Origin of the sequence: Pseudomonas sp. 3296, assembly GCF_031456615.1 — a bacterium.
Classification (GTDB): Bacteria; Pseudomonadota; Gammaproteobacteria; order Pseudomonadales; family Pseudomonadaceae; genus Aquipseudomonas; species Aquipseudomonas mucoides.
On the sequence record NZ_JAVDUY010000003.1, the window covers coordinates 88,199 to 101,117 of the forward strand.

A 12,919-nucleotide genomic window follows, 5' to 3' on the forward strand; every position below is an offset into this window, starting at 1 on the left:
GGCACTTGTCTGGAGAGCCAAAGATGCGTGTTGCCCGTTCCTTAGTCGTCGTTGCCCTGCTGCCGCTGTTTGCTGCCTGTCAGTTGTTTGATGGCCCGCGTGAAAGTGCCTCCCACGCGGGCCAGACCCGTATGCAAGGCCAGTTGACGGCGGCGGACGGCAAGTTGCTGTTCCAGCCCTGCAATGAAACCGGCAGCTATGTGGTCAACGACACCGGCGGCACCAGTGTGCTGCAACAGGCGGCGTCTCTGGCCGATACCAAGGGCAAGTTGTTTGCCGATGTGCGCGGGCGCATCGTCGACAGTCGCCTTGATCTGGAGCAGCTGTACCGCGTCGAGCGCTCGGGCACGGCGTGCGACGATCCCAATTTCAAACTGCAGATCCTGCGCGCGGCCGGCCACTCGCCTGAGTGGAACGTCAAGGTCAGCGGCAAAGGCATGGTGGTCGATCGCGCCGGTCAACCGCCCCTGGCCGTCCCTTATGTGGAAGAACAGCTGGGCGACGGCCGTTTCAACCTCAGTACCGAAGCCAATAACCAGCACATCGAACTGTGGGTCGCGCCGCAACGCTGCACCGACAGCACCACCGGCAGCGTCCAGCACATGAGCGCCGAACTGCGCATCAATGGCCAGGTACAGCGTGGTTGCGCGTATTTCGGCGGTGCGCGCAACGACTGATCGTTTAAGCCTCACGGGAATCCACTTTGGGGCTTATAATCACCGGTTTCCAACGCCTTGGCGCAGTTGTGCGCCCCGCGAACCGGGTCCTGCCATGTTACGAATCACTGAACTGAAGTTGCCGATCGACCATCCCGAAGAAGACCTGCGCCCTGCCATCGTGCAGCGCCTGGGCATCGCCAGCGATGATCTGCTCGATTTCACCTTGTTCAAGCGCAGCTACGATGCGCGCAAAAAGTCCTCCGAACTGTGCTTCATCTACACCATCGACCTCACCGTCAAGGATGAGGCTGCGATACTGCACAAGTTCGCCGATGACCGTAACGTCAACGTGGCGCCGGATGTCAGTTACAAAGTGGTCGGCCACGCGCCGGCCGATCTGCAGCAACGCCCTGTTGTCGTCGGCTTCGGGCCGTGCGGGATTTTCGCCGGGCTGCTGCTCGCGCAAATGGGCTTCAAGCCGATCATCCTCGAGCGCGGTACCGAAGTGCGTCAGCGCACCAAGGACACTTGGGGCCTGTGGCGTAAAAGCGTGCTGAACCCGGAATCCAACGTGCAGTTCGGTGAAGGCGGCGCGGGGACGTTCTCCGATGGCAAGCTGTACAGCCAGATCAAGGACCCGAAATTCATCGGTCGCAAAGTCCTGCACGAGTTCGTCAAGGCCGGTGCGCCGGACGAAATCCTCTACGTCAGCAAACCGCACATCGGTACGTTCCGTCTGACCGGCGTAGTGGAAAACATGCGTGAGCAAATTCGCGCGCTGGGCGGCGAAGTCCGCTTCCAGCAACGCGTCACCGATGTGTTGATCGAGGACGGCCAATTGGTCGGCGTCGAACTCAACGGCGGCGAGCAGATCCATTCGAAACACGTGATTCTCGCCCTTGGCCACAGTGCCCGGGACACGTTCCGCATGCTCCACGGCCGTGGCGTGTTCATGGAAGCCAAGCCGTTTTCGGTGGGTTTCCGCATTGAACACCCGCAGTCGCTGATCGACCGCGCACGGTTGGGCAAGTACGCCGGCCACCCGAAACTCGGAGCGGCCGACTACAAACTGGTGCACCACGCCAAGAACGGCCGTTCGGTCTACAGCTTCTGCATGTGCCCGGGAGGCACCGTGGTCGCGGCGACGTCCGAGCCGAACCGCGTCGTCACCAACGGCATGAGCCAATACTCGCGTAACGAACGCAACGCCAACTCCGGGATCGTCGTCGGCATCACCCCGGAAGTCGATTACCCGGGCGGCCCGCTGGCCGGTATCGAATTGCAGGAACGCCTGGAATCCCATGCGTTTGTGCTGGGCGGCAGCAACTATGAAGCGCCGGCGCAACTGGTCGGTGACTTCATTGCCGGCAAACCGTCGACTGAGTTGGGCAGTGTTGAGCCGTCCTACAAGCCTGGCGTTGCATTGGGTGATTTGGCGCTGGCCTTGCCCGCGTTTGCCATCGAAGCGATTCGTGAAGCGCTACCAGCGTTCGAGAAGCAGATTCGCGGCTACTCGCTGCATGACGCGGTGTTGACCGGGATCGAGACACGCACCTCGTCGCCACTGCGCATTACCCGTAATGAATTGATGCAGAGCCTGAACGTGAAGGGCTTGTTCCCGGCGGGTGAAGGCGCGGGTTATGCGGGCGGGATTCTGTCGGCGGGTGTGGACGGTATTCGGATTGCGGAAGCTGTGGCTCGCGACATCCTCGGCCTGGAGGCCTGATGCACATCCCCCTGTAGGAGTGAGCCTGCTCGCGATGCGGATTAACAGTCAACAGAGATGTTGACTGATCTTTTGCTATCGCGAGCAGGCTCACTGCTACAAGGGATCTTCAGTGTGTCAGATGTTGGCGCGCAGTACCGTCGATGGTAGCGCCTCACCGCGCTCGACACTCGCTGCCACACTCTCCATCAAACCACTCAACTCATAGCCCTGGCCCTTGAGCCAATCCTGATCGTAATAGGTGGTGGCATAACGTTCGCCGCCATCACACAGAATCGCCACGATCGACCCCGACTCCCCCGCCGCTGCCATCTGCTGAGCCGCCATCAAGGCGCCGATCAGGTTAGTCCCGCTCGACCCGCCCACCCGCCGCCCCAGTCGCTGCGCCAGATAGTGCATGGCCGCCAGGGACAACGCGTCCGGCACTTTGACCATGGCATCAATCACCTTGGGCAGGAACGACGCTTCCACCCGTGGCCGGCCGATCCCTTCGATCCGCGAACCGCACTCCAGGCGCAGGCTGGCATCGCCGGTCTGGTAGTAGTCGAAAAACACCGAGCGCTCGGCATCGGCGCACAGCACGCGGGTGCAATGTTGGCGGTAACGCACGTAACGACCGAGTGTTGCGGTGGTGCCGCCGGTGCCGGGGCTGGAGATCAGCCAGCTCGGCTCAGGGTGCTTTTCGAATCGCATCTGATGGAAGATCGATTCGGCGATGTTGTTGTTCGCCCGCCAGTCGGTGGCGCGTTCGGCGTAGGTGAACTGGTCGATGAAATGACCGTCATGCTCGCGGGCCAACCGTTCGGATTCGGCGTAGATCTGGGTCGGGTCGTCGACCAGATGACTCTTGCCGCCATAGAAAGCAATTTGGGCGATTTTCTCTTTCGAGGTGGTCGCCGGCATCACCGCAATAAAGGGCAAACCCAGCAAGTTGGCGAAGTACGCCTCGGAAATCGCCGTCGAACCGCTGGACGCCTCGATGACTGGCGCACCGGGCTTGAGCCAACCGTTACACAGCGCATACAGGAACAACGAACGCGCCAGGCGGTGCTTGAGGCTGCCGGTGGGATGGCTGGATTCATCCTTGAAATACAATTCAATGCCCGCAAAACCCGGCAGCGGCAAGGGGATCAGGTGGGTATCGGCGCTGCGCTGGAAGTCTGCTTCGATGATCCGGATGGCTTCGCGGGCCCACTGTCGGTTGTCGCTCATGATGGTTTTCTCGTTGAGTCGGCCTTCTTGTAAGGCTCAGCCTTCAAGCTTAGGAAAAAACCTACATCCCGCACAGGTACAGCTGACGTTCAATACGGCCGGCAACTGCTAGGCTCAAACCCGGTCCCAGCCTTCACGTTGTTACTGTATATAACAAAAAAGAATATAACTTTTGTTTTAACAACTAACGGTACGGGTTAGGGTGTGCCACCTTTTGAATTCATCGATGGAGAGCGACCTTGCCTCTGCGTAGCACTTTCACGCGTTTCTTTCAGTTGGAAGCTGCCAGCGGTCTGTTACTGATCGCCGCGGCAGCCCTGGCTTTAATTATCAACAACTCGTCGCTGTCGTGGCTCTACAGCGGGCTGCTGGACACCCCTGTCGTCGCTCAGATCGGCGCGCTGAAAATCGCCAAGCCGTTACTGCTGTGGATCAACGACGGCCTGATGGCGATGTTCTTCCTGCTGATCGGCCTGGAAGTGAAGCGCGAAGTCCTCGACGGCCAGTTGTCGAACCCTTCGCAAATCGTCCTGCCCGGCGCCGCGGCGATTGGCGGTATGGTCGTGCCGGCGCTGCTCTACTGGTTCCTGAACCGTGACGATCCGGCAGCCTTGGGCGGCTGGGCCATCCCGATGGCCACCGATATTGCCTTTGCCCTCGGCGTACTCGCCTTGCTGGGCAAACGCGTGCCGGTGTCGCTGAAGCTGTTCCTGATGACCCTGGCGATCATTGACGACCTGGGCGCAATCATCGTCATCGCGATCTTCTATTCCGGCACCCTGTCGACGCTGTCGCTGGCACTGGCGGCTGCCTGCATCTTCGCGCTGATCGCCATGAACCGGCTCGGCGTGGTGAAGCTCGGGCCGTACATGATCATCGGCCTGATCCTCTGGGTCTGTGTGCTCAAGAGCGGCGTCCACGCCACGTTGGCCGGTGTGACCCTGGCGTTCTGCATCCCGCTGCGCACCAAAAACGCCGAGTCTTCGCCACTGCTGACCCTTGAACACGCCCTGCACCCGTGGGTGGCTTACGGCATCCTGCCGCTCTTCGCCTTCGCCAACGCCGGCCTGTCCCTGAGCGGTGTCACCGTTGAAAGCTTCACCCACCACGTACCGATGGGTATCGCCACCGGCCTGCTGCTGGGTAAAACCGTGGGTGTGTTCGGCCTGACCTGGCTGGCGGTGAAAATCGGCATCGCCGCCCTGCCCCAAGGCGCCAACTGGGGCCATGTGCTGGGGGTATCGATCCTTTGCGGGATCGGTTTCACCATGAGTCTGTTCGTCGGCTCGCTGGCGTTTGAGCCAGGCGTCAGCGACTACGCAGGTATGGACCGGATGGGCATTCTGACCGGTTCGATTCTCGCGGCATTGATCGGTTATGCGGTGACGGCGATGGCGAGTCGCAAGAGCGCCGTTTTGCAGTCCTGAGCAAAAGAGAACGCTCCTAGCAGCATCAAGGATTCATCCTACAGCCACGATCCGCCTCGTTCGTTAACGTCGCACAGCTCCTTTATGGGGGGCTGTCGACGGACGAACGAAAGGAAGATCAGTGGCTGGCAACAAGGAAGTCCCAAGAGTTAAAAACCCACCCTCCAGTGACGGTCATCACGTTACCCACCGCTTCATGACAGCCACCGAACTGGCCGAGCGCGATGCGCGACAAAGCGCTTACGACGCCATGCTCGCCCGGCAGCAGGCTTTTGAAGATCGGCTTCAGGCCTCGACGAAAAAACCCGACATCCCTCGCGCGGGATGCGTCTTCGCCAAGTCCTGCAACCTGCCAGACGCCATCATCGATTACTCGAATCCTTCGGGTGTGGTTCCGACCGACAGTCTCAAGGATTACGGCGAAATTGCCTGGCTCGGTGCTCGTGATACAGACGACGCCGGGTTGCTGAATCTCGAAACCATCAGCGGCAGTACCGTCTCCCTCGGCATCGGTCGACTGGCACTTAGAGCCCCGGCGCTCGCTGCACCTTTATTGGCACTTGAGGCCGCCACTGCCGCCACATTGGCCGGTGTCGTCGCGTTGTTCTGGACGCAGAGCCTGGGTGATAGCGCGCTCTACACCGAAGAACAACTGCGTGCCCTGAAACAGGCCAGAACCCGCGTTCGATTGCAGGTCGAGCAGCAGGCTGACGGCAGCCTCAAGGGCTACGGGTTCTACACCGGCAAAAACCGCGATTGGGAAATGGTCGATGTCGTGCAGTTCATACTGCGCGGCAGCCAGCAGGTGGCGGATCTCGGGGGAGGTGCTGAACTGATCTGGACACCGGCCGTGGATGGCTCGGACACCCTCGGCATTCCAGCACTGGAAGCTGCACCGCAGGCGCCGCATATCTGGGTGTATCCGCCGACGCCGGCGGCGGCCAGCATCATCGTGAACCCGGTGTATCCACCTGAGTACAAGGATTTCATTCTTGTGTTTCCGGCGGGGTCAGGGGTAAAGCCGGTTTACATTGTTCTGTCTTTGTTGAACTTGAGCTAACCGACAGTCAAATCCTTCAGTAGCGCTGCTACTAAACGTCGATTTCCCTGAAGGCTTGGTGTATTTCATCGGCACCCGTGCGGCACCGTGAACCGGAACCGGGAGCAATATGATAGCGAGTTTGACGGTTACGACTTATCTCTAGAGAGACTGCAACTGATGTGCAATGGCTGAAAACCACAGACACAAAAAACCCCGACCAGTCACCTGATCGGGGTTTTTCTTTACCCATCCCGCTTAGTGCGAAACGCGGCTAGTGCCATCTACAGTAGAAATCCGTACACGCTCGCCAACGCGGAACACTTCATTCTCCTGAACTTGCTGAACATAGGCGCGCATGCTGCCGTCGTCTTCGCGCACAGTGATTTCGACGCCTTGGGTGCGCGTCAGGCCTTCTTCGGCCGCCGAACCTACCAGGCCGCCAGCGACTGCGCCGATGACTGCGGCAACGATGCTGCCTTTGCCACCGCCGATGGCGCTACCACCTACGCCGCCGACCACTGCGCCTGCAGCGCCGCCGATTGGGGTTTTGGTGCCTTCGATTTTCACCGGGCGCAGCGCTTCGATGGTGCCCATACGAATCGTTTGCACACGACGCGCTTCATCACGGGAGTAGGAGTCGCCGGTCAGGCTCGATTGGCAGCCAGTGAGCAACATCGTCATCGTGGAAAAGGAAGCAACCAACAAAACAGACTTACGCATAGCATCAACTCCAAAGGACAGGTGATCATTAAACCCCGCAGCTTGACGCCTGTCACGGCATGGTCGGGATAAAAATGTTTTGATTCAGGCCCGGTACAGGCGCCACTGCACATTCACGCCCCAAGGATTGTCATGGATTACTTCATCGTTTTCATCACTACCGTCGCCGGTCTGTACTTCCATTGGTGGCTGTACGTTCGGATAAAACGCTGGATGGACCGCGACCTGGCATTGGCTTTGGCTGGGAAGGACGAACAGAAAAAAGCTTTCATGCTCCAGCAACTGGCGAACGCTCACGCACAGAAGATCAAGCGTCGGGACCTGCCCCAGTGGCTTGAGGCCGCTGCAGCAAGGTATCCCGAACGGTAGACTGCTTAGGGTGCCAGACGTTCAAGAATCCAGTCAGCGCCCTGTAAGCGGTAGTTCAGGCGATCATGCAGGCGGCTAGCACGGCCCTGCCAGAACTCGATGCGTTCCGGCAGCAAGCGATAACCGCCCCAGTGATCCGGGCAGTGCGGCGCTGTATCGCTGAAACGTTGCTCGGTGTTCTTGAGCAGTGCTTCCAGTTCGGCACGATCGGCAATCACCTGGCTCTGCGGTGACGCCCAGGCACCCAATCGGCTGCCCAATGGACGAACCTGAAAGTAGGCGTCGGACTCTTCGGGCGAGACCTTCACCACCCGACCTTCGATGCGCACCTGGCGCTCCAGGGCCGGCCAGAAAAAGGTCATGGCCGCAAACGGATTCGCCGCCAAGTGCTGACCCTTGGCGCTTTCGTAGTTGGTGAAGAACGTGAAGCCCTGCTCGTCCAGACCTTTGAGCAACAGAATGCGGCAATGAGGCCGACCGTCCTGATCGACCGTTGCCAAGGTCATGGCGTTCGCCTCCACCGGCGCTTGCTCGGTTTTCACCGCGTCGGCGAACCACTGGTGGAACAGCCCAAACGGCTCTGCCGGGGCTTGCGCCTCGGTCAGGCCATCACGGGTATAGTCACGACGCATATCAGCCAGGCCCTGGGTCATGGCGCATTCCTTTTGGTTAACGAATCACTTTTTGGTGGCGTCAGCCGCGACGTCGACTTTCTTGGCGTCGGCAACGGCTTTGGCCGGCACCGTCTTCTTCGCTGGCGTTGCGGTTTTAGCAGGCGCTTTCTTCGCCGTGGCTTTCTTCGCCGGGGCCTTTTTCGTCGCTGGCACAGCCGCTTTCTTCGCCGCTGGAGCGGGGGTGACCGGTGTCGCCACTGGCTTGATGTCCTTCGCCGCGATCATAGTCACTGGCGCCGGAGCCGGCATGTTGTACTTGGCCAGCAACGCCACCATGGTGTCCTGCGGGGTCACCAGCAATTCCACGCGACGGTTCAAGGCACGGCCTTCAACACTGTCGTTGGCCGCACGCGGGGCGTCACCGCCCATGCCGCGGAGCATCAGGCGGTCACGCTGCAAACCGCTGAGACGGAAGATGGCGGCGACGGCTTGTGCACGTTCCTGGCTCAGTTTCACGTTGGCCGGTGCCGCACCCGAGGTATCGCTGTGACCGAGTACCAGCACGGCCGTTTTCGGATCGACTTCAAGGATCTTCGCGACACGAGTGAACGGGCCGAGAGTGACAGGCAGCAGCATAGCTGGACGATCTGGGTTGAACGAGCCTTCTACCGGCGCGGTCACCACCAATACGTTTTCGCGGCGTTCAAGTTGCAGGTTGCTGTCCTTGATCGCTTCACGAAGACGCGGTTCGTAGTCGTCGAGCCAGGCCTGGGTGACTTTCGGGTCTATTGGCGCAACCTTGGTAGCGCTCTGATCCTTGCCGCCGAACGGCCACCACCACGAGTTACCCGCGTTGGTATCAGCTTTAGCGACCGGGACCGGTTTGGCTTCAGGTTTTACTTCCGGCTTGGCAGCGGCATCATCGGAACCGAACGGCCAGTACCAAGGGCTGGCGCTCTCACTTTTGGCAACAGGTGCAGTGGCAGCAGGTTTCAGCGGGGCCGGGGCAGAAACCGGACTCGGCTCTTTAGCGGCGACTTTGTCGGACGAACCGAACGGCCACCAGCTGCCACCATCGGAATCACTTTTTGGGGTCTGTGCACAACCGGTGATAGCAAAGCACAGGGCCAGGGCAAGAGTTGGTTTGGATGACATCGGATATCCACGAAAATTGAAGTAATGAAAAGTCAGGCCGAAGCGGCCCGCACAAACTGACGCTTTGAAACCGAAATGGCTGCCGGGTTCCGGTACTGGAACCCTTGAGCGGGTTTTACAGACAAGTGGCCAGTACTCGCGCAAGCTTCTGCGCGCGTGGATCCATCAAGACGTACGGCCCCAGCGTATTTGTCACAAAACCGAAGGCTACATCGTGTTCAGGGTCGGCAAAACCGATGGAGCCGCCAGCGCCCGGATGGCCAAACGCCCTTGGGCCGAGGCCGTAGGTCGCGTTGGGAACGTCCGGCTGATCAAGCATGCAACCCAGACCAAAGCGGGTCCGGGTCAATAAAGTCTTGTCGTCGCCGAGGCTGTGTTCTCGGGTCAGCTCATCGAGCATTTCGCCTTCCAGCAAACTGCCATCAAGCAAGCCGGCGTAGAACCCGGCCAGACTGCGCGCATTGCCATGACCGTTGGCGGCAGGTTGCTGCATACGCCGCCATTCGGGTTTGTTGGTACTGGTCATGATCGACGGCGGGTTGGTGAAGGCCCGGGTGGTCATGGCCGTCGGTTCACGCAGGGTCACTTGTAACAGGCGCTGGGCGGCGGCATCGCCGACATTACCCTTGCCACGCGCGATGTGCGCCACACGATGGAATTCTTCATCAGCCAGACCGACGTGAAAATCCAGGCCCAATGGCTTGGCAACGCGAGCGACGATGGATTCGCCCGGCCCACGACCGTCGGCACGGCGCAGTAACTCGCCCACCAGCCAGCCGTAAGTGATCGCGGCGTAACCGTGGCCTTGGCCCGGCGTCCACCACGGCGTTTCGGCCGCGAGGGCGTCGATCATGGTTTGCCAGTCGTAAAGTGCTTCCGGGGCCAGCAATTCGCGCAACGCCGGCAAGCCTGCCTGATGGCAGAGCAATTGACGCAGGGTCACGGATTCTTTGCCGGCGGCGGAAAATTCGGGCCAATAGCGCGCTACCGGTGCATCCAGTTGCAACTTGCCCTCAGCCACCAATTGCAGGGCCGTGACCGCGGTGAACGTCTTGGTGCAGGAGAACAGGTTGGCGATGGTGTCGCTGTGCCAGGCTTCGCTGCCATCCTTATCGGCGGTGCCGGCCCAGAGGTCGAGGACGGTTTCACCGCCGACCTGGATGCACAAGGCTGCGCCACGTTCCTGAGGATCGTCGAACAGTGCCGCGAAAGCTTCGCGCACGGCTTCGAACTTGAGCTCGTAATGACCCTGAATCTGCACCCGCATTGCTCCCGGATAATCGCTATACAAAGTGGCCCGCATTGTTCCAGCCATTAGCCGTTTTGGGAACAGTGTCGGGCTGGGCGGTTATCAGCTTGTTTGAAGATATCGTTGACGCTTATGACGCGGTATTCCAGGACTCAGTGCCCCTGGCCAGAATGCCCACCGGCTCCCCTGCCCGGGCCTTTGCCGGCCTCGGCCTTTCTGCCGCCTTCGGCATCGTGGCTGGCCTTGTCGGCCTCGGCCGCTGCTTTCGCGGCCTCTTTGCCCAACTGATCGACAGCCGCCAGGTTGCTCTTGCGCACGGTCTCCACAAACCCTTGGAACGGCAGATCAGTAATCCCCACCAGGCCAAAGTGACCATTCTCACCGTCCAGCAAACGCCCGGTCACGGGTTGGTCCAGGTATTGGAACCAATGCACACCGACAATCGAAGGCTCGCTCAGCGCCTGCTTGAGGAAGTTCGCGTAGGCCGGCCCACGGTCTTCTTCCTTGGCCAATTGCGTCACACCGCCCCAGAACGGACCGCGATCCGCCGAGCCGAAGTTGAACTCGGTGATCAGCACCGGTTTGTCGAGGCTGCGCAACTTGGCGAAGTCGTAACCGTCCTGCGGTTGCAAGGTGTACATGTTGAAGCTCAACACGTCGCAATACTGCGCGCAGGAGTCCACGGCTTCCGGGGTGCTAATGGCGAAACGACCGCCCAGCAACAGCTGGTTCGGCGCGTGCCACTTCAGCGAGTCGGAGAGGGTCTTGAAGTAGGTATCAGCGAAGACCTTCTGGAAGTATTTGAAGTCGGCCTCGATTTCCGGGTGGTCGGCGCTTGGCAGCGGCGGCACGAAGCCCGGATCTTCCATCAATTCCCAGGCCGGTAAATCAATGCCCCACGCTTTGGAAAGCCCCGCCTGGTTGCGATATTTGTCGCGCAGTTGCTTGAGAAATGCGCGTTTGGCCGGCACGTCGGTGGTCATTTTCAAGGTGCCGTAAGCCAGCGCATAACGGGCTTTCGGGTCGTCACCGGGACCGGCCCAGGCCAATTCGTTGTCGGCGTAGTACCCGATCAGCCATGGGTCGTCGCGATGATCGCGGGCGGCAATGGCCACGGCGCGTTCGGTGGCCATGGCGAAACGTGGATCGAACGGGTCGGGCATGCCGCCCCACCAGTCGGTGCCGGTGCTGATGCTGGCGTAATCGCCGACGATCGACAGCGGCAAGGTGTAAGGCACGCGATCAGCGTCGCCGAGTGCCGGGGCGCTCCAGTTGCCGATGGTGTTGAAGCCCCAGGCTTGCAGGCGATCCAGGGTGTGGCCGGTCCAGCGTTGTTCATCCACCACCGCTTTGCAGGGTTCGGCGGGTTTTTGCTCAACTGCTTTCGCCTCGGTCGCTTCGGCGGCGCCGGTCTTGGCCGCTTCGGCGACACCGGATCCGGCGGTCGAAGGCGTTACCGGTGGCTCGGCAGCTTTCTCGGCCGTCGCTTCGACCGCATCGGCCTTGGCCGCTTCGGCAACACCGGCCTTGGTGTCACTGCCCAGCGCACACGGTGCGCCATACAGGCGCTGCAAGTTGGCACCGTAAAAATCGTACCAGCGACCGGCGTTATAGCCGCGGCCCTGATCGGCACCGTTACCGCCACGGTTGTCACCGTCGCCAAAGTGGTTGGCCATCGGCTCGTCGGGTTTTGGCAGGGACTCGAACATCCACTCACGACCGGTGACATAGGTCTGGTTGACGTCCGGAGCCACGGTGTTGACCCCCAGCGAATAGAACGGATGCCCTTGCGGCGTCACCAGGTACCAGCGACCGTCACGTTTTTCGGTGCGAAAAAAACCACTGGCCTTGAATGTCGGACCTTTGGTCCAGCCACCGTAGGTGTCCAGAGATGATTTTTCGCGCTCGGCCAGCCAGGTTTTCAGTTGTTGCTGTTCCTTGGCGGCAGCGCTTTTCAGTTGCTCATCGCTGCTGATCTTCTCTGGCCATTTGGCCCGGGTCGACTGACCGTAAGCATCCACCAACCCGCCATAAACGGCTCGGGTCACGGCATCACCGTCCTGCACACCAAAACGTTCGAGCAAGATGTTCTGGGCCACTTTCGGTTGATCCATCGACAGGGTCACCGATACCACCTGGCTGCGATCCAGTTCACCGGCGCTGCTGGCGAGCAAAATGCGCTGGCCGTCGACGGTCATCGGCATGGGCGGCCCGGCTTTCATGCCCTGGCTCAATGATGAGCTTGCCACCAACGGCACCAGCAAGGTCTGCGCAGGACCGGCCGGCAAATCGACGCGACTGACCAGCGTCTTGCCGTCATTGCTCTGGATTTTCACGTACAGGGTCACGGCCCAATCCATTGCACTCTGGATTCGCAGGCTCATGACGCCCGATTGCGACCAGTCCCAGGCGCCGGTTTGCGGGGTCAAACGTAAACTCGGCTGGGCCACCGGGTTGAACGTCACCCGGCGCAACACTTCGCCTTCGGCTGTTTGCTCCGCATTGGATTGCGGCAGGCTGGCGTCCTGAGTCGCCACCTGGACCACGTCAGCGGGGCGTACAAAGTTGAACAGCGTCTGTTGGCCGGCGGGGGCTGCCAGCAAAGGGGCTGCGAACATCAGGGCAAATACAGCAGGCAACGAACGGCGAATCATAGGAACGTGGATCTCCCTAACGACCTTCAAGGGTCAGTGGAAAAGCGATGGTAGAGAGATAGACAACGCGGCGGGCAAATGTGCCCACCGGT

10 protein-coding genes and 1 pseudogene are annotated in these 12,919 nt (G+C 60.4%); 5 read left to right on the forward strand and 6 right to left on the reverse strand.

The window, feature by feature from the left end; all coding sequences use genetic code 11:
• Positions 1–23: 23 nt before the first annotated feature.
• Both J2X66_RS08670 and J2X66_RS08675 read left to right on the forward strand, forming a co-directional pair.
• Positions 24–677: a hypothetical protein gene (locus J2X66_RS08670; protein ID WP_310263218.1), complete on the forward strand. Its 654-nt coding sequence runs from the start codon at positions 24–26 to the stop codon at positions 675–677.
• 94 nt (positions 678–771) lie between these two features.
• Positions 772–2,385: an NAD(P)/FAD-dependent oxidoreductase gene (locus J2X66_RS08675; protein ID WP_310263220.1), complete on the forward strand. Its 1,614-nt coding sequence runs from the start codon at positions 772–774 to the stop codon at positions 2,383–2,385.
• A 117-nt stretch (positions 2,386–2,502) separates the two neighbouring features.
• Here the strand turns inward: J2X66_RS08675 and J2X66_RS08680 are convergent, their stop codons facing one another.
• Positions 2,503–3,600: a PLP-dependent cysteine synthase family protein gene (locus tag J2X66_RS08680; protein ID WP_310264159.1), complete on the reverse strand. Its 1,098-nt coding sequence runs from the start codon at positions 3,598–3,600 to the stop codon at positions 2,503–2,505.
• A gap of 236 nt (positions 3,601–3,836) precedes the next feature.
• Here J2X66_RS08680 and nhaA point away from each other — a divergent pair, with 236 nt between their 5' ends.
• Both nhaA and J2X66_RS08690 read left to right on the forward strand, forming a co-directional pair.
• Positions 3,837–5,024: a Na+/H+ antiporter NhaA gene (gene nhaA, locus J2X66_RS08685; protein WP_310263222.1), complete on the forward strand. Its 1,188-nt coding sequence runs from the start codon at positions 3,837–3,839 to the stop codon at positions 5,022–5,024.
• A 121-nt stretch (positions 5,025–5,145) separates the two neighbouring features.
• Positions 5,146–6,069: pseudogene (locus J2X66_RS08690) on the forward strand (S-type pyocin domain-containing protein); the annotation flags it as partial.
• Positions 6,070–6,321: 252 nt separating this feature from the next.
• Here J2X66_RS08690 and J2X66_RS08695 read toward each other — a convergent pair.
• The gene (locus J2X66_RS08695) at positions 6,322–6,786 is read right to left on the reverse strand and encodes a glycine zipper 2TM domain-containing protein (RefSeq protein WP_310263224.1); all 465 of its coding nucleotides are present in this window, start codon (positions 6,784–6,786) and stop codon (positions 6,322–6,324) included.
• Positions 6,787–6,918: 132 nt separating this feature from the next.
• On the opposite strand from J2X66_RS08695, the gene J2X66_RS08700 reads away from it, so the two are divergent.
• Positions 6,919–7,155 carry a hypothetical protein gene (locus J2X66_RS08700; protein WP_027925643.1) on the forward strand — a complete coding sequence of 79 codons (237 nt, stop codon included), beginning with the start codon at positions 6,919–6,921 and terminating at the stop codon, positions 7,153–7,155.
• A gap of 5 nt (positions 7,156–7,160) precedes the next feature.
• Here J2X66_RS08700 and pdxH read toward each other — a convergent pair whose 3' ends face one another.
• From pdxH to J2X66_RS08720, 4 genes are all read right to left on the reverse strand, one after another.
• Entirely contained in the window at positions 7,161–7,808 is a 648-nt protein-coding gene (gene pdxH / locus J2X66_RS08705) for a pyridoxamine 5'-phosphate oxidase (protein WP_310263226.1), read from the reverse strand.
• Between the two features lie 24 nt (positions 7,809–7,832).
• Positions 7,833–8,924, reverse strand: a complete 1,092-nt coding sequence (locus J2X66_RS08710) for an OmpA family protein (RefSeq protein WP_310263228.1) — start codon at positions 8,922–8,924, stop codon at positions 7,833–7,835.
• 115 nt (positions 8,925–9,039) lie between these two features.
• Entirely contained in the window at positions 9,040–10,185 is a 1,146-nt protein-coding gene (locus tag J2X66_RS08715) for a serine hydrolase domain-containing protein (protein WP_310264161.1), read from the reverse strand.
• A 140-nt stretch (positions 10,186–10,325) separates the two neighbouring features.
• On the reverse strand, positions 10,326–12,827 hold the full coding sequence (locus J2X66_RS08720) for a beta-galactosidase (protein WP_310263229.1): 2,502 nt from the start codon (positions 12,825–12,827) through the stop codon (positions 10,326–10,328).
• Positions 12,828–12,919: the final 92 nt, after the last annotated feature.

What these genes read in the sequence shown, in the direction of transcription:
- J2X66_RS08670 (WP_310263218.1), top strand. Translation starts at nt 24, where the DNA reads ATGCGTGTTGCCCGTTCCTTAGTCGTCGTTGCCCTGCTGCCGCTGTTT.
- J2X66_RS08675 (WP_310263220.1), top strand. Translation starts at nt 772, where the DNA reads ATGTTACGAATCACTGAACTGAAGTTGCCGATCGACCATCCCGAAGAA.
- J2X66_RS08695 (WP_310263224.1), bottom strand. Translation starts at nt 6,786, where the DNA reads ATGCGTAAGTCTGTTTTGTTGGTTGCTTCCTTTTCCACGATGACGATG.
- J2X66_RS08700 (WP_027925643.1), top strand. Translation starts at nt 6,919, where the DNA reads ATGGATTACTTCATCGTTTTCATCACTACCGTCGCCGGTCTGTACTTC.
- pdxH (WP_310263226.1), bottom strand. Translation starts at nt 7,808, where the DNA reads ATGACCCAGGGCCTGGCTGATATGCGTCGTGACTATACCCGTGATGGC.
- J2X66_RS08710 (WP_310263228.1), bottom strand. Translation starts at nt 8,924, where the DNA reads ATGTCATCCAAACCAACTCTTGCCCTGGCCCTGTGCTTTGCTATCACC.
- J2X66_RS08720 (WP_310263229.1), bottom strand. Translation starts at nt 12,827, where the DNA reads ATGATTCGCCGTTCGTTGCCTGCTGTATTTGCCCTGATGTTCGCAGCC.